Origin of the sequence: Enterobacter sp. 198 (assembly GCF_009025585.1) — a bacterium.
In the GTDB taxonomy this organism is placed as follows: domain Bacteria; phylum Pseudomonadota; class Gammaproteobacteria; order Enterobacterales; family Enterobacteriaceae; genus Enterobacter; species Enterobacter ludwigii.
Genome location: NZ_WCIM01000008.1, coordinates 58,839 through 79,705, shown reverse-complemented (window position 1 = coordinate 79,705; position 20,867 = coordinate 58,839). Strand labels below are relative to the sequence as shown.

Here is a 20,867-nt window from a genome sequence, read left to right as displayed (position 1 = left end):
TTTTTGCCGTTATGTTTATGAATAATTGTTGGAGTTTGAATAAAACAGCAATATGCGTGTAAAAAAGCGCATTTTGATAAATTAGGCAGGGGGATGGAGAAGAAACCCTTATGGCATCAGGGTGTCAGGTCGCCAAAGTAAAACTTTAGCGACCGTTATATTACGCTTTATGGCGGTTATCAGGCAGGAATATGGTCAACATCCCCAGAAGCGGCAGGAAAGCACAGATTTTATAGACCAGGAAGATACTGGTGTGGTCGGCAATCATGCCCAGCACTGCCGCACCAAGGCCGCCCATGCCGAAAGCAAAACCGAAAAAGAGCCCGGAAACCATACCGATACGGCCTGGCAGCAGCTCCTGCGCGTAAACAAGGATGGCGGAAAACGCCGAGGCGAGGATAAACCCAATAATCACGGTCAAAATCCCCGTCCACTCCAGGCTTGCATACGGCAAAATAAGGGTAAACGGGGCCACGCCGAGGATAGAGCCCCAAATGACGTATTTGCGCCCGATTTTATCGCCCACAGGCCCGCCGATAACCGTCCCTGCAGCCACCGCAAACAGGAAGGCAAACAGGTGAAGCTGGGCGTTTTGGACCGATAATCCGAATTTTTGCATCAGGTAAAAGGTGTAATAGCTGCTGATGCTCGCCATATAGAAGTATTTCGAGAAAATCAGCACCAGAAGCACGGAGACGGCCAGAATGACCTTATCGCGAGGAAGGGGATTGATAACCTTCGCTTTAGGTTTACCTTTGTTCACGCGATGCTGCGCGGCATACCAGCGGCTGATCTGAATCAGCACGATAATCGCCAGCAAGGCTGCCAGCACAAACCACGCCACGTTACCCTTGCCGTACGGAGCGATGATCACCGCTGCCAGCAGTGGGCCGAGGGAGCTGCCAAAGTTACCGCCCACCTGAAAGAGCGATTGCGCCAGCCCGTGACGGCCCCCGGAGGCCATGCGCGCCACGCGTGAGGACTCCGGGTGAAAGACCGACGACCCCGTGCCCACCAGCGCGGCGGCAATCAGCACTGCTTCAAAGCTGCCTGCCATTGCCAGCAGCACCAGCCCGCTCAAGGTAAAACACATGCCAATCGGTAGCGACCACGGCATAGGATATTTATCCGTCCAGTAGCCCACGACCGGTTGCAGAAGTGAGGAGGCCAGCTGGAAGGTCAGGGTGATCATCCCGATCTGCACGAACGTTAACGAAAACTCGGACTGCAGCAACGGGTAGATCGCGAGAATCAACGACTGGATCATGTCGTTGAGCAGATGTGAAAGACTGATTGCGCCTAACACTTTAAACGAGGTGCGCGACGCCGGAGCGCCAGACACGGGCTGGGTTGATTCACTGATTGCCATAGAGATGAATACCACGTCTTTTGTTATTAGAAATGCAGGGTGTAATTATTATCCAACTAACATACCCGGCAGTGACATTTGAATAAAGTCGCAATTCTGAAAACTTATTTGTCTATTCTTATTAGTCACTGTAATTTTTGCCTTTGTCTATTGGTCAGGGAGAGAGAAGATGAAGTTAATGAAGCGGAGCGTCGCGCTGGCGCTGATCGCCGCCTGGGGTCTGGTTAGCCTGCCCGTGCAGGCCTATGAAAAAGATAAAACCTATAAAATCACCATTTTGCATACTAACGATCATCACGGCCATTTCTGGCGCAGTGAATACGGCGAATACGGTCTGTCGGCACAAAAAACGCTGGTGGATGGCATTCGTAAAGAGGTGGCAGCCCAGGGGGGCAGCGTACTGCTGCTGTCGGGAGGCGATATCAATACCGGTGTGCCGGAATCTGATTTACAGGATGCGGAGCCTGATTTCCGCGGCATGAATCTTATTGGCTACGATGCGATGGCCGTCGGTAACCATGAATTCGATAACCCGCTGACGGTGCTGCGTCAGCAGGAAAAATGGGCCAAATTTCCGTTCCTCTCTGCCAACATCTACCAGAAAAGCACCGGCGAGCGACTGTTCAAACCCTGGGCGCTGTTTAAGCGTCAGGATCTGAAAATTGCGGTCATCGGGTTAACCACTGACGATACGGCGAAAATCGGCAACCCTGAGTTCTTTACCGATATCGAATTCCGTAAACCTGCAGACGAAGCGAAGCTGGTCATTCAGGAATTGCAGCAGAACGAAAAGCCGGATGTCATTATTGCCACCACCCATATGGGCCACTACGACAACGGTGAGCACGGCTCGAATGCGCCGGGTGACGTGGAGATGGCTCGCAGCCTGCCTGCGGGCTCGCTGGCGATGATTGTGGGCGGTCATTCACAAGACCCGGTCTGCATGGCGTCAGAGAATAAAAAGCAGGTCGACTACGTGCCAGGCACGCCGTGTGCTCCGGACCGTCAGAACGGGATCTGGATTGTGCAGGCGCACGAGTGGGGTAAATACGTGGGGCGTGCGGACTTTGAGTTCCGTAACGGCGAGATGAAGCTGGTGCACTATCAGCTCATTCCGGTCAACCTGAAGAAGAAAGTGACTTACCCTGACGGGAAGAGTGAACGCGTACTCTACACCCCGGAAATTGCTGAGAACGCACAGATGCTCTCCCTGCTGACGCCCTTCCAGAATAAAGGCAAGGCGCAGCTGGACGTGAAGATTGGTACGCTGAATGGTCGTCTGGAAGGGGACCGCAGCAAAGTTCGCTTTGTGCAGACCAATATGGGGCATCTGGTGCTGGCGGCACAAATGGCGCGCACAAATGCCGATTTTGGCGTGATGAGCGGCGGCGGCATCCGTGACTCCATCGAAGGCGGAAACATCACCTATAAAGATGTGCTGAAGGTTCAGCCGTTCGGTAACATCGTGGTGTATGTCGACATGAGCGGTAAAGAGGTGATTGACTATCTCACCGCCGTGGCGCAGATGAAGCCGGACTCCGGCGCTTATCCGCAGTTTGCCAACGTCAGCTTTGTGGCGAAGGACGGCAAGCTCAACGACCTCAAAATCAAAGGCGAGCCGGTCGACCCTGCCAAAACCTACCGCATGGCAACATTAAGCTTTAACGCCACCGGTGGTGACGGTTATCCGCATATCGACAATAAACCGGGCTATGTGAATACCGGGTTTATTGATGCGGAAGTGCTGAAGCAGTTTATCGAGCAGAATTCACCGATCGACGTGAATACCTATGAGCCGAAAGGCGAGGTGAGCTGGCAGTAGTGCGGTTTTGTGCCGGGGGCGGCTATGCCTGACCCGGCCTGTATGAGAATCGTCGGCCCGGTAAGCACAGTGCCTCCGGGCCACTTCCTCAATCCCGTCGCGCAATATCCGCAAATGTCGCGTCCAGTATTTTCGCCAGATCGCCTGCGGACAGTTCAATATCCAGCCCGCGTTTGCCGCCGGAAATATAAATGGTGTCGAAGGTCTGCGAAGGGGCATCAATCAGCGTCGGCAGGCGTTTTTTCTGCCCGAGCGGGCTGATACCGCCAACAAGGTAGCCGGTAGTGCGTTGTGCAACCATCGGATCGGCCATATCCACCTTCTTTGCCCCCAGCGCTTTGGCCACTTTCTTGAGATCCAGTTGCCCGGCAACGGGCGTTACCGCGACGGCGAGGTGTTTCATATCACCGTTCACCGCCACCAGCAGCGTCTTATAAACCCGATCGGCGTTCAGCCCCAGTTTGCGCACCACTTCATCACCAAAATTCGTTTCGCTGGGATCGTGATCGTAGGTGTGGATCCGAAAGGGAATGTTGTTTTTTTCGAGTAATTTAACGGCGGGAGTCATAGCTATCCTTCTTACGACAGACAATTCATGCTGACAGCATACGCCTGACGTTTGTCTAAAAAATAGCACCATCTTGCGCAATAGTATTGGCAGTGATGGTCACTTTGAGCGACAATCGGCTCAACCGAAGGTCTCCTTCGGCATAATAAAAACGATGAAATTCCTCTTTGACGGGCCAATAGAAATATTGGCCATTTTTTTTATTTCAGCAGTGACGGCAAATTCCCTTCTCCGTACAAATGTAACGCCCCGACAGCGACCACGTAACGCCCCGCAGGCAACGCATGTAGCGTCTGCTGCCAGGCTTTGTTGCGCTCGTTCATCAGCACATCATACAACGATTCACTGAACGTCGACGGCAGCGCCAGTTTACCGTCCGTGGGCGGCGCATTCAGCCACCAGCCGATCATCGTTTGCAACAGACGCGCGTTGGTGTGCCAGTGGGTCAGGGTATCATCCAGCAGCATTAGCCCATCATCAGGAAGCTGGCGCAGCAGGGCTATCTGGCTGTCCGTGCCTTCGAGCTCAATGACTGACAAATGGCGTGCTCTCGCGGCATTCAACAGCTGGTAATCAATACCATAATCCCCGCGCAGCCCCAGACGCTGCGCCTGGGTTGCCTGCAGGACCATCGCGATTTGCCACAGCGGCAGTGTGTCCAGCATGGAGAGCGACACGCCCGTCTCATCTGCGACGCGCGTCAGTTCAGCGAACTGCGTGTCGTTCAGACGTTCAGCCAGGGGGAGATCGCTTTCGAGGCCGGCAAACGGCGACGTCTGGCCCGAAATATCCGCTTCAACGACCAGCGCATCGGCGCTCTTCAGCAGTTTCATCAGACCGGCTGGCAGCGGGGACATATCCTGCGTGCCCATATGGATGCTGCCCACCAGGTGAAGGTGCTGCCCGCCGGGAAGCGAGATATCCATGCCGGGCCAGGCATAACGGCGGGGGAAGAGGGCGCGAAACGATGTTTTTATACGATTAAACAGACTCATACGCGCTCCATAAACGGAAAGGTTCATGCTAGCGCGTAGGAGAAGAAGGTTCAATCTTTCGGTTTAAACCGCAACAACCGGTTTGCGTTGCTCACCACGGTAATGGACGAGAGCGCCATCGCCGCACCCGCGACAACCGGGTTCAGCAGCGTGCCGGTCAGCGGCCACAAAATACCGGCAGCAATCGGGATACCGAGCGAGTTGTAGACGAAGGCACCCAGCAGGTTCTGCTTCATGTTGCGCAAGGTGGCTTTTGAAATCGCCAGCGCGTCCGCAACGCCCATCAGGCTGTGACGCATCAGGGTGATGGCGGCCGTCTCAATGGCGACATCGCTACCGCCCCCCATCGCAATACCCACTTCCGCCTGTGCCAGCGCCGGCGCATCGTTAATCCCGTCACCGACCATCGCCACCTGGCGACCCTGGCTTTGCAGCGTCTTGATGGCATCTGCTTTGCCGTCAGGTAACACCCCGGCAATGACCTCGTCAATCCCAGCTTCCCGGGCGATGGCGTTCGCCGTCACAGGATTATCCCCGGTCAACATCACCAGGCGATAGCCCGCGCGATGCAGGCGTTGCAACGCCTGCACGCTGTCCTGGCGTAGCGGATCGCGAATTGCCAGCAGCGCCGCGGCCTTGCCATCAACGGCAAGCAGAACCGGGGTTGCGCCCTGAGAGGCCTGAGCTTTCAGGTCTTGTTCCAGAGCTGAGGTCTCAACGCCATGCTCCTTCAGCAGTGCCTGATTCCCCAGCAGCAGCGTGTGCCCTTCGGCGGTACCGGTGACGCCTAAACCGCGCAGGGTGCGGAAATTGCTCACCTGCGGCAGGCTGGCATTCCCGGCTTTCTCAATAATGGCGTGGGCCAGCGGGTGGCTGGAGCCTTGTTCAAGCGCCGCGGCGAGACGCAGCGCGTCATCCTGCGTGATGCCTGCCGTTATCACGGCCACTACCTGCGGTTTCCCTTCCGTCAGCGTGCCGGTTTTATCAAACACCAGCGTGTCCAGCGTGCTCGCCCGCTGCAACGCATCGGCATCCCGTACCAGCACACCAAATTCAGCGGCACGGCCTACGCCTGAGATGATCGACATTGGCGTGGCAAGACCGAGCGCGCAAGGACAGGCAATGATCAGCACCGTCGTGGCAATCACCAGGGTATAAACAATTTGCGGTGCCGGGCCGAAGACATACCAGATAGCCGCGCTCAGCAGCGCGATACCGACCACGACCGGCACAAAAATGGCGGAGATTTTATCGGCCAGCTGACCAATTTCCGGCTTACTGCTCTGTGCCTGACGCACCATACGAATAATGCGTGACAGCGTAGTATGGCTGCCGACCGCACTGGCGGTGAAAAGCACGCTACCGTCCTGCACCACCGTACCGGCATGAATGGCATCGCCCTGGGCTTTCTGTTGCGGGACGGGTTCTCCGGTCAGCATCGCTTCGTCAAACCAGGCTTCGCCCTGAGTGATTTCACCGTCGACGGGAACGCGGTCGCCGGTGGTCAGGCGCAGCGTCATGCCGGGTTGAACTTCAGCCAATGGGACATTTTTTTCACCTGCATCCGTCACGACGCGCGCGGTCGGTGGGGTTAAATCCAGCAGGCGCTCCAGCGCTTTGGAGGAGCGCTGACGGGCGCGCGCTTCAAGCATATGGCCGAGGTTAATCAGGCCGATAATCATCGCGCTCGCTTCATAATAGAGATGACGCGCTTCCATCGGGAACCACTGGGGCCAGACGTTGACGCTCATGGAGTACAGCCACGCCGCACCCGTGCCGAGTGCGACAAGGGTGTCCATCGTCGCGGTGCGATTTTTCAGGCTTTTCCAGGCGCTGGAGTAGAAGTGACCGCCTGCGAAGACCATCACGGCAAGCGTAATCAACCCAATGACCAGCCACAGCGTGCGGTTATCGTCGGTGACCATCATATTGTCACCGATCATACCCCACACCATGACCGGCACCCCGACCAGCAGCGCGACGATGGCCTGCCAGCGGAAGCGTTTCATGGTGGCGACGGCCGTTTCCTGCTGACGTTCACGACGTTTGAGGTCATCTTCGATGGCCTCTGCGCCGTAGCCCGCTTTTTCAACGGCCTGCACTAAATCTGCGGCGGAGGCACTGCCCATCACCAGCGCAGTACGCTCCGCAAGATTGACCCGTGCCTGCGCGACACCCGGTACAGCCTGCAAGGCATTTTGTACCCGGGAGACGCAGCTGGCGCAGCTCATGCCGTTGATCAGCAGCTGTTGGCTGTCATCAATATCATCAGCTACCGGAAGCTCAGGAGTGGCCGCTGTCAGTGCTTCCGACGGGGATGATGACTCTGCCAGCGGTTTAGCCTTTGGGTGGCTCAGCTCCGCCCCATAACCAGCCTGTTTGATCGTATCAATCAGCGCATCCGCACTGGCGCTACCGGTGACGGCGGCGTGATCAAGGGTCACTTCAGCGCTGTCTACATCAGGACGCTGTTCCAGGCTTTCTTTAACGCGTTTGACACAGTGGCCGCAGGAGAGGCCGTCCAGTGTCAGGTCAATAGTGTGAGACATAACAAAACTCCCGTATAATGATCTGGTCAGATGTTGACCGGCATAACGCTTTTCGCTAACTGTTATGAAGGTTAAACCTTCCATCAAGGGGAAGGTCAAGGGGGAAATGTGAATATCAGTGATGTTGCGAAAAAAACCGGATTGACCAGCAAAGCGATCCGTTTTTATGAAGAGAAGGGGCTGGTGACACCGCCGCTGCGCAGTGAAAATGGCTACCGCAGTTATACGCAACTGCATCTTGATGAACTGACGCTACTGCGCCAGGCGCGGCAGGTGGGATTTAACCTTGAAGAGTGCGGCGAGCTGGTCACCTTATTTAACGATCCGGCGCGCCATAGCGCAGACGTGAAAAAACGTACGCTGGAGAAAGTGGCTGAGATTGAACGCCACATTACCGAGTTACAGGCGATGCGTCAGCAGCTTCTGGCGCTGGCGGAATCCTGTCCGGGGGATGACAGCGCCGACTGCCCGATTATCGATAATCTGTCCGGCTGCTGTCATCGTAAGGCTCATGCCTGACAGGCTTTAACCCGCAGGGTTATCCCTTCCACCGCAATGACCTCAACCTGCGTGCCGGCGCTGAGGTCATCGTCGGCCACCACGGGCCATGAACTGTCGCCCACGCGCATATGTCCGCGCCCGTTAACCAGCGCCGTGTCGAGCGTAAAACGTTTGCCGACAATCTGCTGCCCGCGCTGATTGAGGTGGGCGTCGAGCGGTTTCTGCTCTGTCACCTGGCGGTTAAGCCAGCGCCACCACAGCCAGGCGGCCAACAGCGTCAGCACGGCAAATAACGCCCCCTGCCACGCCCAGTCCAGGGGCAGTAGCCAGACCACTAACCCGGTAATGACAGCGGCAACACCGCTCCAGAGCAGGTAACCGTTGCCGCCAAGCATCTCCGCGGCCAGCAATAAGCCACCGAGGCTTAGCCAGAATGCATGAGGATGTGCGACGATTAGCTCAATCATTTTTTGCGCTCGTTTCCGCTGTCTTTGATAAGTTCCGTGATCCCGGCGATGGAACCCATCAGGCTGCTGGCATCCAGCGGCATCATCACCACTTTGCTGTTGTTCGCGGAGCCAATCTCTTTCAGCGCGTCAGTGTATTTTTGCGCAACGAAGTAGTTCACCGCCTGGATATCACCCGCCGCAATTGCTTCAGAGACCATCTGGGTGGCGCGGGCTTCCGCTTCTGCAGAACGTTCACGGGCTTCCGCCTGTAAGAAGGCAGACTGGCGTTCACCTTCCGCTTTCAGGATCTGCGACTGTTTTTCCCCTTCGGCTTTCAGGATCTCTGCCTGACGTACCCCTTCAGCTTCCAGAATGTAGGCGCGTTTGGTCCGTTCCGCTTTCATCTGCGCGTTCATGGAGGCGATCAGCTCTGCCGGTGGGCGCACGTCACGGATCTCAATACGGGTAACTTTGATCCCCCACGGGTTGGTGGCCTCGTCGACAATGTGCAGCAGGCGGGTGTTAATGCTGTCGCGCTGAGAGAGCATTTCATCCAGCTCCATTGAACCGAGCACGGTACGAATGTTGGTCATCGTCAGATTTACGATAGCCAGCTCCAGATTGCTGACTTCATAGGCCGCTTTTGGGGCATCAATAACCTGTATAAAACAGACCGCATCAATGGTGACGTTGGCGTTATCCTTGGAGATCACTTCCTGGGAAGGAATATCCAGCACCTGTTCCATCATATTGATTTTACGTCCAATCCTGTCCATGAAAGGGACAATCAGGCTTAAACCCGGCTGGAGCGTGTTGGTGTAGCGGCCAAAGCGTTCAACGGTCCACTGATACCCTTGTGGGACAATTTTGACGCCAGCGCCGACAATAACCAGCGCAACGAAAATAAGGACAGGTATAACGATAAGCATAAAAACCTCCTGTTTTGCATGCTGTGACGAAGGGAACTGCGTGTGTGTTATGAGTCAGTATATCGGCTATCGGGCTGAAATTCGCCCCTGTAAAGAAGGGGGCGCGACGAATACCGGTAAAACCTTTACTCCAGCCATCGACACACCCTATTCGCGCTGCGTTCGTGAAAGGATTATTCTACGCATGGTTGCAATAAAGGTGGTTACAGGATGCATGATGAACAATAAAAATACGCTCTTGCAGGTCAGGGATGTCGGTTTTCGTGTGGCAAATACCACGATCCTTCAGCATGTCGATTTTTGTCTTTCCCCGGGTGAGTTCAAACTGATAACAGGGCCGTCAGGCTGTGGTAAAAGCACGTTATTAAAGATTGTCGCTTCACTGCTCAGCCCCACTGAGGGCGCTATTCTGTTTGAAGGGCAGGATATCGCGACGCTGTCGCCAGAAAGCTATCGCCAGCAGGTCTCTTACTGCGTGCAAACCCCTTCGCTGTTTGGGGACACGGTTTATGACAACCTGGTCTTTCCGTGGCAAATCCGTCATAAAACGCCGGAGCCAGAAAAATTTATCACCGATCTGGCCCGCTTTGGCCTGTCGAAAGAGACGCTGACTAAATCCATCAATGAATTATCGGGCGGCGAAAAGCAGCGTGTTTCGCTGATTCGCAATCTGCAGTTTTTGCCGAAGATATTGTTACTGGACGAGATCACCAGCGCGCTGGATGAGGTGAACAAACGCAACGTTAACGAGATTATTCATCGTTACGCAAGCGAGCAGAATATTGCCGTGCTGTGGGTTACGCACGATTCAAACGAAATTACCCATGCGGATGATGTCATTACGCTTGAGCCGCAGGGCGGGAAAATGCAGGAAGCAAACCGTGGGTGAGCATAATATTACGAATACGTCGCTGGCGTTTTCGATGGTGCTGGTACTGATCGCTATTGTGGTGAGCTACCGGGAAAAGCTGGGCCTGGAGAAAGATATTGTCTGGAGTATCTGCCGCGCGGTTATCCAGCTCATTATTGTCGGCTATGTGCTGAAGTATATTTTTAACGTCAACCACGCGGTGCTGACGCTCCTGATGGTGCTGTTTATCTGCTTTAACGCGGCGTGGAACGCGCAGAAACGCAGTAAGTATATCGATAAGGCGTTTGTCTCATCGTTTATCGCCATTACAACCGGGACGGCGCTGACGCTGGCGGTGCTGGTGGTGTCCGGCTCAATCGAGTTTACGCCGATGCAGGTTATCCCTATTTCCGGGATGATTGCGGGGAACGCTATGGTGGCTGTAGGACTGTGTTACAACAATCTCGGCCAGCGATTTAGCAGTGAACAACAGAAGCTGCAGGAGAAATTAAGTCTGGGGGCGACACCGAAAATGGCCTCGGCGGTACTGATCCGCGACAGCATCCGCTCGTCGCTGATCCCAACGGTGGATTCCGCAAAAACGGTTGGGCTGGTTAGCCTGCCGGGAATGATGTCGGGGCTGATTTTTGCCGGTATCGATCCGGTCAAAGCCATTAAATATCAGATCATGGTGACCTTTATGCTGCTCTCTACGGCCAGCCTGTCGACCATCATTGCCTGCTATTTAACTTATCGGAAGTTCTACAACGCGCGCCATCAGCTGGTGGTGACGCAGTTGAAAAAGGCGGGGTGACCGCCTCTTTTGCAGGCCCGGTGAGCGCTAGCGGCACCGGGCCTGTTCATCAGTAGAGCAGGGCGTACAGCTGACGGCGGTACGTTGACGCCAGCGCATCGCCGGTGCCCAGCGCGGCCAGGATCTCCTGGAACATTTTCCGCGCCTGACCGTCGGCGGCACCCAGATCGTTTTGCAGATGGCTGAACAGCAGTGCCAGCGCTTCTTCGTTACGTCCCACCTGATGCAGCTGCAGCGCCAGCTGGCTTGCCAGCGCGGCATCGGTCGGGTTATCGGCAACCTGCTGTTGAAGCTGCTGGATCTCCGGCGTATCCGCCGCCTGTTTCAGCAGATCGATCTGCGCGACCAGACCCTGATAACGGGTATCCTGATCCTGCAGTGGAATGGTCTTCAGCACAGCTTCCGCATCGTCGGAACGGTGCAGGGCAATCTGCGTTTCCGCAAGGAGCAGGCCAATCTGGCTGTCCTGTTTCGACAGCTGCCACGCCTCTTTGAGCAGCGGCAGCGCTTCGTCGTATTTGCCTTCCTGCATCAGTCCCATGGCTTCCTGCGCCTTCAGCTCTTCCTCGCGTGGCAGGACTTTATCCAGCAGGGCGCGAATCGCTTCTTCAGGCTGTGGCCCCTGGAAGCCATCAACAGGTTGCCCATTCTGGAACAGATAGACGGTAGGAATCGCGCGCAGGCCAAACTGAGACGCCACCATAGGCTCAGCGTCACAATCCAGTTTGGCGAGAATGAACTGGCCATTGTATTGCGCGGCAAGGCTTTCGAGTACCGGCGTCAGCTGCAGACAGTGTTGACTACGCTCAGACCAGAAGTAGAACAGCACCGGTTTGGTCATGGACTGTTCGAGGGTCTGTTGCAGGTTTGCTTCAGTAATATTGACGATATTCTGTACGGACATGCGGCCTTCTCTTTTATCGGTTTGTTATTTACATGGGGGTTAGCGACGACGCTTCAACTCAACCGTGTAAAATTTTGTCCATCATCCGGCCCGGCAGCAGGCGTTTTAACCAGCCTACCGCATGGGTTACCAGCGTCACCGGATAGCGCATTTTTGGGTTTTCGCTCTCAAAAGCATGGCGCACTTTAGCGACGACTGCTTCCGGCCCGAGCGTAAAGCGTGCGGCGATACCGGGGTTTTCGACCGGTTTATCCGCCTGGGTCTGGTTAACGTTTTCCGTAAAGCGGGTGCGGATAGGGCCCGGCTCAATCAGGCTGACCTTAATGCCGCTGTGACGCAACTCCATGCGCAGGGCATCGGACCAGGCCTCCAGCGCATATTTGCTGGCGGCATAGGCCCCGCGGCCCGGGGTTGAAATCAGCCCCATCACGGAGGAGGTCATCACAATGCGTCCTTCACCGTGCGGCAGCATGGCGGGGAGCAGGCGCATGGTGAGCTGATGGACGCCAAAGAAATTGGTGGAAAACTGTTTTTCCAGCTGCTCGCGGGTGAGCGTGTCCAGGGGACCATACACGCCGTAACCCGCATTGTTAAAAAGGCCGTACAGACGGTTGTCGGTCAGGGCCAGCACCTCATCGGCTGCGCGTTCCACGCTTTCCGGTGAGTCTAAATCCAGTAACACACCGGTAAAGCCCAGCCCGTTCATGCGTTCGACGTCGTCGGGTTTACGGCAGGCCGCCAGTACCCAATATCCCTGACGCTTCAATTCGAGTGCACTTTCAAGACCGATTCCGCTGGAACATCCTGTAATTAAGACCGATTTTTGCATAACTTTACCTGTCAGGATCTCCGCTGAATTAGGAGTCATGTTTAACTAAAGGGGCCAGCCGTGTTGCCATCCAGTCGGCAATAAACGGCTGCGCATCGCGATTGGGGTGGATCCCATCGTCTTGCATCCACTGGGGTTTGAGATAGACCTCTTCCATAAAAAATGGCAGCAGCGGAATATCAAACTCGTTGGCAAGCTTTGGGTAGATCGCGCTAAAGGCTTCATTATACCGACGTCCATAGTTGGCGGGCAGGCGAATTTGCATCAGCAGCGGTTGCGCGTTCGCGGCCTTAATATCCTTAAGGATCGTGCGCAGGGTCTGTTCCGTTTGCTGAGGCTGGAAACCACGCAAGCCATCATTACCGCCCAGCTCAACCAGCACCCATCGCGGTTGATGCTGTTTGAGTAAGGCTGGCAGGCGCGACAAGCCTTGCTGCGAGGTATCACCGCTGATGCTGCCATTAATAACCGTTGTCTTACTCTGCCATTTGTCATTGAGCAGAGCTGGCCAGGCCGCGTTGGCCGCCATGCGATAGCCTGCACTCAGGCTGTCACCGAGAACCAGTAACGTGTCCGCTGCCGCCGCGCGGAAGGTCATCAGGATTAAAAACAGGAAGGGCAAATGCCAGCGGAAAACATTGTTGAAGTTCATCGTCTTAAGAAGTCCGTCGGTCAGGGGGAACACGAGCTTTCCATCCTCACCGGAGTTGAACTCGTTGTCAAACGCGCCGAAACCATTGCGCTGATTGGCGAGTCCGGCTCCGGGAAGTCCACGCTGCTGGCCATTTTAGCCGGTCTGGACGACGGCAGCAGTGGAGAGGTTAACCTGGTCGGGCAACCGCTGCATCAGCTTGATGAAGAGGCACGTGCCGCGCTCCGCGCACGTCATATCGGCTTTGTCTTTCAGTCCTTCATGCTGATCCCGACGCTCAATGCGCTGGAAAACGTTGAACTGCCGGCACTGCTGCGCGGCGGTAACAGCCGTGAAAGCCGCGCCCACGCCAAGGCATTGCTGGAGCAACTAGGGCTGGGCAAACGCCTCGACCATCTTCCGGCGCAGCTTTCCGGCGGGGAGCAACAACGTGTGGCCCTGGCCCGGGCGTTTAACGGCCGCCCGGACGTGCTGTTTGCGGATGAGCCTACCGGAAACCTCGACCGAAAGACCGGGGATAAAATTGCCGACCTGCTGTTTTCGCTCAACCACGAACACGGGACCACGCTGATTCTGGTGACCCACGATCCGCAACTGGCTGCCCGCTGCGACCGTCGCCTGCGGCTGGTTAACGGTGAACTGCAGGAGGAAGCATGATTGCCCGCTGGTTCTGGCGCGAATGGCGCTCGCCCACGCTGTTGATTGTCTGGATGGCGTTAAGCCTGGCGGTAGCCTGCGTGCTGGCGTTGGGCAGCGTCAGCGATCGCATGGAGAAAGGGTTAAGCCAGCAAAGCCGCGAGTTTATGGCCGGAGACAGGGCGCTGCAAAGCTCGCGTCCCGTCCCGCCGGGCTGGCTTGAGGAGGCGCGTAAGCGTGGGCTGAAGGTGGGGGAACAGCTGAGCTTTCAGACCATGACCTTTGCCGGCGATACGCCGCAGCTGGCGAGCGTCAAAGCCGTCGACGACCTTTACCCGCTGTACGGTGAACTGCAGACCAGCCCGCCTGGGTTAAAGCCGAAACCGGGCACGGTGCTGCTGGCGCCACGTTTAATGGCGCTGCTGAACCTGAAAACGGGTGACAGCATCGACGTGGGTGACGCCACGCTCAGCATCGCCGGGGAGGTGGTTCAGGAACCTGACTCCGGCTTTAACCCGTTCCAGCTTGCCCCGCGCTTGCTGATGAATACCGCTGATGTGGCGCATACCCATGCCGTGCAGCCGGGAAGCCGCGTTACCTGGCGCTATAAGTTTGCGGGAACGCCCGCCCAGCTTGACGCGTATGAAAAATGGCTGCTGCCGCAGTTAAAACCAGAGCACCGCTGGTACGGACTGGAGCAGGACGAAGGGGCGCTTGGTAAATCTCTTGAACGTTCTCAGCAGTTCCTGCTGCTTTCAGCGCTGTTAACCCTGCTGTTGGCCGTGGCGGCGGTGGCGGTGGCCATGGGGCACTACTGCCGCAGCCGATACGATCTGGTGGCGATCCTCAAAACCCTCGGCGCGGGCAGCGCCCAGCTGCGTAAGCTGATTGTCGGCCAGTGGCTGATGCTGCTGGTGTTGTCAGCACTCACCGGTGGGGCGATGGGGCTGCTGTTTGAAAAGCTGCTGATGGTCATGCTGAAACCGGTACTGCCTGCCGCACTTCCACCGGCCAGCCTTTGGCCATGGCTGTGGGCGATTGGCGCGATGATGGTGATCTCGGTGCTGGTGGGGCTTCGCCCGTATCGGCTGTTGCTCGCGACGCAGCCGCTGCGCGTGCTGCGCCGTGACGTGGTGGCCAACGTCTGGCCGCTGAAGTTCTATCTTCCTGTCATTGTTGCGGTGTCGGTTGGGTTGTTGGCCTGGCTGATGGGCGGCAGCACGCTGCTGTGGGCCGTACTGGCCGGGGCGGTGGTGCTGGCGCTGCTGTGTGGTGTGGTCGGCTGGGTGCTCCTAAATGTGCTTAAAAAGCTGACGGTGAAGTCGCTTCCCGTGCGGCTGGCGGTGAACCGTCTGCTGCACCAGCCCTGGTCTACGCTGAGTCAGCTGTCTGCCTTTTCGCTGTCGTTTATGCTGCTGGCACTGCTGCTGGTGCTGCGCGGCGATCTGCTGGATCGCTGGCAACAGCAGCTTCCGCCGGAAAGCCCGAACTATTTCCTGATCAATATCGCCCCTGAGCAGGTGACACCGCTGAAGACGTTCCTGGCGGAACACCAGATTGTGCCGGAGTCGTTCTACCCCATCGTCCGTGCGCGTCTGACGCAGATCAACGGCCAGTCCACGGAGGGAAACAAGGATGAATCGCTTAACCGCGAACTGAACCTGACCTGGCAGGAGAAACGTCCAGATCACAACCCGATTACCGCCGGCAGCTGGCCGCCGAAAGCGGGTGAAGTGTCGATGGAAGAGGGGCTGGCGACGCGCCTGAACGTCAGGCTGGGCGACAGCGTGACCTTTACCGGCGATACCCAGGACTTTAGCGCTAAGGTCACCAGCCTGCGTAAGGTGGACTGGGAAAGCCTGCGGCCGAACTTCTTCTTTATTTTCCCCGCAGGCGCACTGGACGGGCAGCCGCAAAGCTGGCTCACCAGTTTCCGCTGGGAAAACGGCAACGGTATGCTGACCCGGCTGAACCGCGAATTTCCGACGGTCAGCCTGCTGGATATTGGCGCGATCCTTAAACAGGTCGGGCAGGTGCTGGAGCAGGTCAGCCGGGCACTGGAGGTTATGGTGGTGCTGGTGACGATCTGCGGCGTACTGTTGCTGCTGGCCCAGGTGCAGGTCGGGATGCGGCAGCGTCATCAGGAGCTGGTGGTCTATCGCACGCTCGGGGCGAGTAAGCGACTGCTGCGCACCACGCTGTGGAGCGAGTTCGCCCTGCTGGGGCTGGTCTCGGGTCTGGTGGCGGCGATGGGTGCTGAGACGGCGTTAGCCGTGCTGCAGACCCGCGTCTTCGATTTCCCGTGGGAGCCTGACTGGCGACTGTGGTTCACGCTGCCGGTCTGCGGTGCGGTGCTGCTGTCGCTGTGCGGCGGCTGGCTCGGCACGCGATTGCTAAAAGGGAAAGCGCTGTTCCGTCAGTTTGCCAGTTAGTTCAAATCCGTGATAATTACGCACCGGTTTATCTGCTGGTGCGTAATAATTTAGCAGCACAAATCGGTAATATCCATGCGTTTAGTAGCACAAAACATTAAAAACCCGCGCACACAGCAAGATTATTTCCAGTTAATATTCACCTGCTAAATATTTAGCAGCGTGTCTATAAAGGAAAAATAATGACTATAAAAAAATCAGCGCTGGCAGTAACAATTGGCGCAGCAGTGGCATTGACCTCCTTCGCTTCTCAGGCGGAAATCACGGTTCTTAAACAAGACCCTCAGGCAGGTAACCCGCTGAGCCGTCTTAACTTTACCGTTGGCGGCAGTATTCGTCCTCAGTTCAACATGATGACGGGCGACGGCGATAAAGGCTCCTACAAACGTAATGGCTTCGACGGCGGCACCCGTTTCCGTTTCGCAGCAGATTACTATCTGTTTGATGACATCAGCTGGATCAGCTACTACGAGCTGGGTGTGAACATTCCGGCGCTGTTCAACTGGGATAACCACTACGCTGAAGGTGCTAACGACACCTCTCGCCGTATGCTGTACACCGGTCTGAAGAGCGACACCTGGGGTACGCTGACCTTCGGTCAACAGAACAGCGTTTACTATGATGTGGTTGGCGTGAAAACCGATATCTGGGACTACGACATGATTGGTCAGGCTCCAGGTAACGGGATCAACGGTGACTACGACGGCTCTTATCGTTCACGCAAAATGCTGAAATATAAGAAAACCGTAGGCGATGCGGATATCTATGCATCCTACCTGTTTGAAGACAGCGAATACCTGCCGGGCAATGGCCTGCGTTACAAACGTAAAGGCGGCGGTTCACTGGGTCTGGATTACCACCTGACCACCGATCTGACCTGGGGCGCAGCGTGGAACTACACCCGCGCGGACATGCGTAACCCGGACAACGGCGACAGCAAATCTTACGACCAGAATATCCTCGGTACCGCGCTGAGCTGGACGCCGGATAACTGGACCTTCTCGGCTGGCGGCGGCTGGTACCAGAACTTCCTGACCACCAAAAAAGTGTCTACTGACAACTACTTTGCCGGTGATGCATGGGGTATTGAATACTTCGCAGGGTACAAATTCCCAATCGATCAGTATGCGGTGAAATCCATCCAGCCTTACTTCATGGGTGACCGTATTGAGTACGTGAATGGTCGTAACTACCAGCGTATCGATAACGGCGTGGGTGTTAGCGTCCAGCTGGACTACGGTTTCCGTGTTGATTACGAACACGTGTTCACCTCCAGCACGGATAACCTGGGCGACATGAACCTGGTGCGTCTGCGTTACGACTTCTAAGTTCAGTCAGCAGGGGAGTCACCCCGATATGAAAACGGCAACCCTGGGTTGCCGTTTTTTTGCGCGTGATTCAGCGATTGAGCCAGTCAGCCACGTCCTCAAACGTTCCGCGATACACAATCTTCTCCGCCTTTTTTGCCAGCTGCCAGGTGTACATCGGGTCGTAATAGTCGTTCAGCAGCGGGGTAAGCCAGCGCAAATGCGCGTCGGTGCTGCCAGAACGTTGTTGCTCCTGCAGGGCGGAATCCAGCAGCGCCGTAAAGTCTGCAAAGCGCTGCAGCCCCAGACGGCGGCGAATGGCAAACAGGCCGTGGTGCAGGTATTCGCTGTACGCGTTCCAGCCCGCCTCTTCGCCAAAGGCAGCAGAAAAATCCGCCCACATATGGTCGAAATACTCTTCACGCAGGCGTTCAAGACGGACATCAAACGGGTCTTCTACCACCACAACAGGTGACTGGACCATGCGGTCGCGCAGGCATTCCGGCAGGTGGTTGGAACCAATCATCCGCCCTTCATCCTCCAGCACCCAGCGTGCGGCCTCTTTTTTCAACAGCACGACGGCGAGCTGGTTTTCGAAGCTCGCCTGCGAAAGCTGTGGTGTAAGCGTGCGGCCAAACGACGAGCCGCGATGGTGTGCCAGCCCTTCCAGATCCACACCCTGTGCGTGCTGTTTCACCAGCAACGTTTTGCCGCTCCCGGTACAGCCGCCGATCAGCACCATCGGTTTTTGCACCTGCTCAGCGGTTACCTTAATCGCGGTCTGACGCAGCGCTTTATAGCCGCCTGCGATCAGCGGGTAATCCACGCCGCGCGCTTTCAACCAGGCCTGAGTGATATGCGAGCGTTGACCGCCACGCGCGCAGCAGAGGTAGCCGGTGGGGTGGGAGAGACAGGCTTCGCGCCAGGCGTTAATGCGCATCTCACGGGTATTGCCTGCGACCAGGCTATGGCCGAGAGCAAGCGCAGCGTCCGGCCCCTGGCGTTTATAGCAGGTACCGACGGCGGCGCGTTCATCATCGTTCATCAGAGGCAGGTTGATTGCCGCAGGCATCGCGCCCTGGGCGAATTCGATCGGCGCGCGAACGTCGATTAAAGGGGTATCGGATGCGAGGATCGCGCGATAGTCCGTTCCATCGTTCATGGTTTTTCCAGAAGAAAACTAAGCTGCAATGGGCGGGGATTGTACGCCGGGGAGGGGGAAGGTCAACTCCCCGGCAGAGGAGTATTACTTAAGCTTTGATTGCGCCCAGATAATTCCGCTCGCGTATTCCGGCGGCAGGAGAGGAATAATCGCTTCCAGCGTGGCGCTCAGACGATCGGTGTCGGTATCGTTCAGGTTCAGGTGACCGACCTTACGACCCGGACGCACCTCTTTGTCATACCAGTGCAGATGCACCAGCGGCAGCTTGAGCCAGTCGTAGTTCAGATCGGTACCGATCAGGTTGATCATCACCGACGGGCTGTTCACCACCGGCTGCGGCAGCGGCAGGTCAGTGATGGCGCGCAGGTGCAGCTCGAACTGGCTGATGGACGCCCCGTTTTGGGTCCAGTGACCGCTGTTGTGAACGCGCGGTGCCAGTTCGTTAATCAGCAGACCGGACGGCGTGACAAAACACTCCATCGCCATGACGCCGACGTAACCGAGTTCGTGCATGATGGCAGAGAGCATCTCTTCTGCCTGCGCCTGCTGTTCAGCACTGGCCTGCGGGAATGCAACGCTGGTACGCAGGATCCCGTCCTGATGCAGGTTATGCGTCAGCGGATAAAAAACGGTATGACCGTCCTGCCCGCGAGCGCCCACCAGCGAGACTTCACCGCTGAAGTTAATGCCCTGCTCAACGATGCACTCCCCGTAGCAATCGTCCGGCAGCTCGTGAGTGTCATCGGCGCGCAGACGCCACTGTCCACGACCGTCGTACCCGCCGACGCGACGCTTCACAATTGCCAGCTCGCCCAGCATTGCGAATACATCCTTCCACTCGCTTTTATCGGACAACAGCTGCCACGGCGCAGTCGGCAGCCCGAGCTTATCGAACAGCTGCTTTTGCGTCAGACGGTCAGCAATAATGGGAAAGACGTCGCGGTTAACGAAGGCATTGTGACGCGCCAGCTCGCGCGTCAGGGCCGTTTGTGGCCAGCGTTCAATCTCCGCGGTGATCACACTCTGGTGAAACGGCACGGCTTCCGGTTCGTCATCCAGCCCGACGGGCCACACGGCAATACCCAGCGGCTCACCGGCCTGACGCAGCATACGGCCTAACTGACCATTACCGAGGACGCATACCTGCTTCATGCCGCACCCCGTGGGTCCGGATTGTCCAGCACCTCGTCGGTCTGGGCTTTACGCCAGTCCGCCAGACGCTGATGTAACGCTTTATCGTGAGTCGCCAGGATCTGCGCGGCGAGCAGGGCAGCGTTGGCAGCGCCCGCTTTACCAATGGCCAGCGTGCCGACCGGAATGCCACGCGGCATCTGAACGATGGAATAGAGGCTATCGACACCACTTAACGCAGCGCTTTGCACCGGAACACCCAGAACCGGTACCAGCGTTTTGGCGGCAATCATGCCTGGCAGATGTGCTGCGCCGCCCGCACCGGCAATGATCACCTCATAACCCTTCTCTTCGGCGCTTTCGGCGAAGCTGAACAGTTTGTCCGGTGTACGGTGTGCGGAGACCACTTCAACGTGGTGCGGAACATTCAGGATTTCAAAGATTTCGGCGGTGAACTGCATGGTAGCCCAGTCGCTTTTGGACCCCATCACGATGGCGACACGCGCCGGATTATTGCGGGAAGACATGCGTCTTAAAACTCCTGTGGTGCGAAACACACTGCTTTCGAGGGCACAGAGAATAGCATGTAATAGGGGCAAGGAAAACGGTTGCGCGGTTAAAAACTGAGCCGTTGTGGCCCTCAGGAGATAACAAAACAGACCGCGTTCTGGCGGTCTGTTTTATGAGGCATCGATGTGCTTTGATGTGCTTTTGACGGACGGCACGGTCAGCCGACGTCTTATTTGGTCAGTTCTGCCGTCATGTGAACGCGGTTGTTAAACTGAGCGCTGGTGATTTTGTAAGATGCGCCCTGTTCAGCAGCCTGAGCGGCAATTTTCGCTTCTGCGCGGTCAAGGGTAGAGGCCGTGGCGCTGACGCTCTGAGCAAAAGAACCGAAAGAGATCAGAGAGAGTGCGGCAACTGCAACGAAAGTTTTGATGGATTTCATGGTCGTATTCCTTAAATGT

At 56.6% G+C, this 20,867-nt stretch carries 20 protein-coding genes; 7 read left to right on the top strand and 13 right to left on the bottom strand.

The features are described 5' to 3' along the window. Nucleotides 1-160: 160 nt before the first annotated feature. Nucleotides 161-1,369 carry an MFS transporter gene (locus F8561_RS02810; protein ID WP_032677549.1) on the bottom strand — a complete coding sequence of 403 codons (1,209 nt, stop codon included), beginning with the start codon at nt 1,367-1,369 and terminating at the stop codon, nt 161-163. Nucleotides 1,370-1,538: 169 nt separating this feature from the next. On the opposite strand from F8561_RS02810, the gene ushA reads away from it, so the two are divergent. After that, nucleotides 1,539-3,191, top strand: coding sequence for a bifunctional UDP-sugar hydrolase/5'-nucleotidase UshA (gene ushA / locus F8561_RS02805; RefSeq protein ID WP_014168919.1), 1,653 nt, complete (start codon nt 1,539-1,541; stop codon nt 3,189-3,191). 88 nt (nt 3,192-3,279) lie between these two features. On the opposite strand, the gene ybaK is transcribed toward ushA, so the two are convergent. The 3 genes from ybaK to copA form a co-directional block, all read right to left on the bottom strand. Beyond that, entirely contained in the window at nt 3,280-3,759 is a 480-nt protein-coding gene (gene ybaK, locus F8561_RS02800) for a Cys-tRNA(Pro)/Cys-tRNA(Cys) deacylase YbaK (protein ID WP_020885175.1), read from the bottom strand. A gap of 200 nt (nt 3,760-3,959) precedes the next feature. Then, nucleotides 3,960-4,754: a TraB/GumN family protein gene (locus tag F8561_RS02795; protein WP_025204835.1), complete on the bottom strand. Its 795-nt coding sequence runs from the start codon at nt 4,752-4,754 to the stop codon at nt 3,960-3,962. Nucleotides 4,755-4,804: 50 nt separating this feature from the next. Further along, the gene (gene copA, locus F8561_RS02790) at nt 4,805-7,303 is read right to left on the bottom strand and encodes a copper-exporting P-type ATPase CopA (RefSeq protein WP_047366347.1); all 2,499 of its coding nucleotides are present in this window, start codon (nt 7,301-7,303) and stop codon (nt 4,805-4,807) included. 108 nt (nt 7,304-7,411) lie between these two features. Here copA and cueR point away from each other — a divergent pair, with 108 nt between their 5' ends. Next, a complete protein-coding gene (gene cueR, locus F8561_RS02785) occupies nt 7,412-7,822 on the top strand; it encodes a Cu(I)-responsive transcriptional regulator (RefSeq protein WP_014168923.1) in 411 nt (136 codons plus the stop codon). On the opposite strand, the gene F8561_RS02780 is transcribed toward cueR, so the two are convergent. After that, nucleotides 7,813-8,271 (bottom strand): NfeD family protein, encoded by a 459-nt coding sequence (locus F8561_RS02780; RefSeq protein ID WP_014168924.1) that lies wholly within the window; start codon nt 8,269-8,271, stop codon nt 7,813-7,815. The genes cueR and F8561_RS02780 overlap by 10 nt on opposite strands. After that, entirely contained in the window at nt 8,268-9,182 is a 915-nt protein-coding gene (locus F8561_RS02775) for an SPFH domain-containing protein (RefSeq protein ID WP_014168925.1), read from the bottom strand. Before F8561_RS02775 ends, F8561_RS02780 begins: the two co-directional genes overlap by 4 nt. A 217-nt stretch (nt 9,183-9,399) precedes the next feature. On the opposite strand from F8561_RS02775, the gene fetA reads away from it, so the two are divergent. Together fetA and fetB are read left to right on the top strand one after the other, a co-directional pair. After that, the gene (gene fetA / locus F8561_RS02770) at nt 9,400-10,071 is read left to right on the top strand and encodes an iron efflux ABC transporter ATP-binding subunit FetA (protein WP_041162451.1); all 672 of its coding nucleotides are present in this window, start codon (nt 9,400-9,402) and stop codon (nt 10,069-10,071) included. Beyond that, on the top strand, nt 10,064-10,846 hold the full coding sequence (gene fetB / locus F8561_RS02765; protein WP_025204831.1) for an iron efflux ABC transporter permease subunit FetB: 783 nt from the start codon (nt 10,064-10,066) through the stop codon (nt 10,844-10,846). The genes fetA and fetB overlap by 8 nt, the downstream gene beginning before the upstream one ends. A gap of 49 nt (nt 10,847-10,895) precedes the next feature. On the opposite strand, the gene F8561_RS02760 is transcribed toward fetB, so the two are convergent. From F8561_RS02760 to tesA, 3 genes are read right to left on the bottom strand one after another with little or no spacing between them, the layout of a single operon-like run. Continuing rightward, nucleotides 10,896-11,750, bottom strand: a complete 855-nt coding sequence (locus F8561_RS02760; RefSeq protein ID WP_025204830.1) for a co-chaperone YbbN — start codon at nt 11,748-11,750, stop codon at nt 10,896-10,898. Between the two features lie 58 nt (nt 11,751-11,808). After that, complete coding sequence (locus tag F8561_RS02755; protein ID WP_014168929.1) at nt 11,809-12,618, bottom strand: SDR family oxidoreductase; 810 nt, start codon at nt 12,616-12,618, stop codon at nt 11,809-11,811. Continuing rightward, the gene (gene tesA / locus F8561_RS02750) at nt 12,608-13,231 is read right to left on the bottom strand and encodes a multifunctional acyl-CoA thioesterase I/protease I/lysophospholipase L1 (RefSeq protein WP_025206538.1); all 624 of its coding nucleotides are present in this window, start codon (nt 13,229-13,231) and stop codon (nt 12,608-12,610) included. The genes F8561_RS02755 and tesA overlap by 11 nt, the downstream gene beginning before the upstream one ends. Between tesA and ybbA the strand changes: the two genes are divergently transcribed. From ybbA to F8561_RS02735, 3 genes are all read left to right on the top strand, one after another. After that, nucleotides 13,202-13,888: a putative ABC transporter ATP-binding protein YbbA gene (gene ybbA / locus F8561_RS02745; RefSeq protein WP_151887123.1), complete on the top strand. Its 687-nt coding sequence runs from the start codon at nt 13,202-13,204 to the stop codon at nt 13,886-13,888. The genes tesA and ybbA overlap by 30 nt on opposite strands. Next, the gene (gene ybbP / locus F8561_RS02740; RefSeq protein ID WP_151887122.1) at nt 13,885-16,299 is read left to right on the top strand and encodes a putative ABC transporter permease subunit YbbP; all 2,415 of its coding nucleotides are present in this window, start codon (nt 13,885-13,887) and stop codon (nt 16,297-16,299) included. The genes ybbA and ybbP overlap by 4 nt, the downstream gene beginning before the upstream one ends. Before the next feature lie 182 nt (nt 16,300-16,481). Continuing rightward, nucleotides 16,482-17,627 (top strand): porin, encoded by a 1,146-nt coding sequence (locus F8561_RS02735; protein ID WP_014168933.1) that lies wholly within the window; start codon nt 16,482-16,484, stop codon nt 17,625-17,627. A gap of 70 nt (nt 17,628-17,697) precedes the next feature. Here F8561_RS02735 and mnmH read toward each other — a convergent pair whose 3' ends face one another. The 4 genes from mnmH to F8561_RS02715 form a co-directional block, all read right to left on the bottom strand. Next, nucleotides 17,698-18,768, bottom strand: a complete 1,071-nt coding sequence (gene mnmH, locus F8561_RS02730) for a tRNA 2-selenouridine(34) synthase MnmH (protein WP_151887121.1) — start codon at nt 18,766-18,768, stop codon at nt 17,698-17,700. 84 nt (nt 18,769-18,852) lie between these two features. Next, nucleotides 18,853-19,920: a 5-(carboxyamino)imidazole ribonucleotide synthase gene (gene purK / locus F8561_RS02725; RefSeq protein WP_040016808.1), complete on the bottom strand. Its 1,068-nt coding sequence runs from the start codon at nt 19,918-19,920 to the stop codon at nt 18,853-18,855. Further along, nucleotides 19,917-20,426 carry a 5-(carboxyamino)imidazole ribonucleotide mutase gene (gene purE / locus F8561_RS02720; protein WP_020885164.1) on the bottom strand — a complete coding sequence of 170 codons (510 nt, stop codon included), beginning with the start codon at nt 20,424-20,426 and terminating at the stop codon, nt 19,917-19,919. The genes purK and purE overlap by 4 nt, the downstream gene beginning before the upstream one ends. A gap of 212 nt (nt 20,427-20,638) precedes the next feature. After that, nucleotides 20,639-20,848: a YdgH/BhsA/McbA-like domain containing protein gene (locus F8561_RS02715; protein WP_013095921.1), complete on the bottom strand. Its 210-nt coding sequence runs from the start codon at nt 20,846-20,848 to the stop codon at nt 20,639-20,641. Nucleotides 20,849-20,867: the final 19 nt, after the last annotated feature.

Bases quoted from the DNA above. Each gene is read 5' to 3' on its own strand.
- F8561_RS02810 (WP_032677549.1), bottom strand. From the start codon at position 1,369: ATGGCAATCAGTGAATCAACCCAGCCCGTGTCTGGCGCTCCGGCGTCG.
- ushA (WP_014168919.1), top strand. From the start codon at position 1,539: ATGAAGTTAATGAAGCGGAGCGTCGCGCTGGCGCTGATCGCCGCCTGG.
- ybaK (WP_020885175.1), bottom strand. From the start codon at position 3,759: ATGACTCCCGCCGTTAAATTACTCGAAAAAAACAACATTCCCTTTCGG.
- F8561_RS02795 (WP_025204835.1), bottom strand. From the start codon at position 4,754: ATGAGTCTGTTTAATCGTATAAAAACATCGTTTCGCGCCCTCTTCCCC.
- copA (WP_047366347.1), bottom strand. From the start codon at position 7,303: ATGTCTCACACTATTGACCTGACACTGGACGGCCTCTCCTGCGGCCAC.
- F8561_RS02780 (WP_014168924.1), bottom strand. From the start codon at position 8,271: ATGATTGAGCTAATCGTCGCACATCCTCATGCATTCTGGCTAAGCCTC.
- F8561_RS02775 (WP_014168925.1), bottom strand. From the start codon at position 9,182: ATGCTTATCGTTATACCTGTCCTTATTTTCGTTGCGCTGGTTATTGTC.
- fetA (WP_041162451.1), top strand. From the start codon at position 9,400: ATGAACAATAAAAATACGCTCTTGCAGGTCAGGGATGTCGGTTTTCGT.
- F8561_RS02760 (WP_025204830.1), bottom strand. From the start codon at position 11,750: ATGTCCGTACAGAATATCGTCAATATTACTGAAGCAAACCTGCAACAG.
- F8561_RS02755 (WP_014168929.1), bottom strand. From the start codon at position 12,618: ATGACTCCTAATTCAGCGGAGATCCTGACAGGTAAAGTTATGCAAAAA.
- ybbA (WP_151887123.1), top strand. From the start codon at position 13,202: ATGCCAGCGGAAAACATTGTTGAAGTTCATCGTCTTAAGAAGTCCGTC.
- tesA (WP_025206538.1), bottom strand. From the start codon at position 13,231: ATGAACTTCAACAATGTTTTCCGCTGGCATTTGCCCTTCCTGTTTTTA.
- ybbP (WP_151887122.1), top strand. From the start codon at position 13,885: ATGATTGCCCGCTGGTTCTGGCGCGAATGGCGCTCGCCCACGCTGTTG.
- F8561_RS02735 (WP_014168933.1), top strand. From the start codon at position 16,482: ATGACTATAAAAAAATCAGCGCTGGCAGTAACAATTGGCGCAGCAGTG.
- mnmH (WP_151887121.1), bottom strand. From the start codon at position 18,768: ATGAACGATGGAACGGACTATCGCGCGATCCTCGCATCCGATACCCCT.
- purK (WP_040016808.1), bottom strand. From the start codon at position 19,920: ATGAAGCAGGTATGCGTCCTCGGTAATGGTCAGTTAGGCCGTATGCTG.
- purE (WP_020885164.1), bottom strand. From the start codon at position 20,426: ATGTCTTCCCGCAATAATCCGGCGCGTGTCGCCATCGTGATGGGGTCC.
- F8561_RS02715 (WP_013095921.1), bottom strand. From the start codon at position 20,848: ATGAAATCCATCAAAACTTTCGTTGCAGTTGCCGCACTCTCTCTGATC.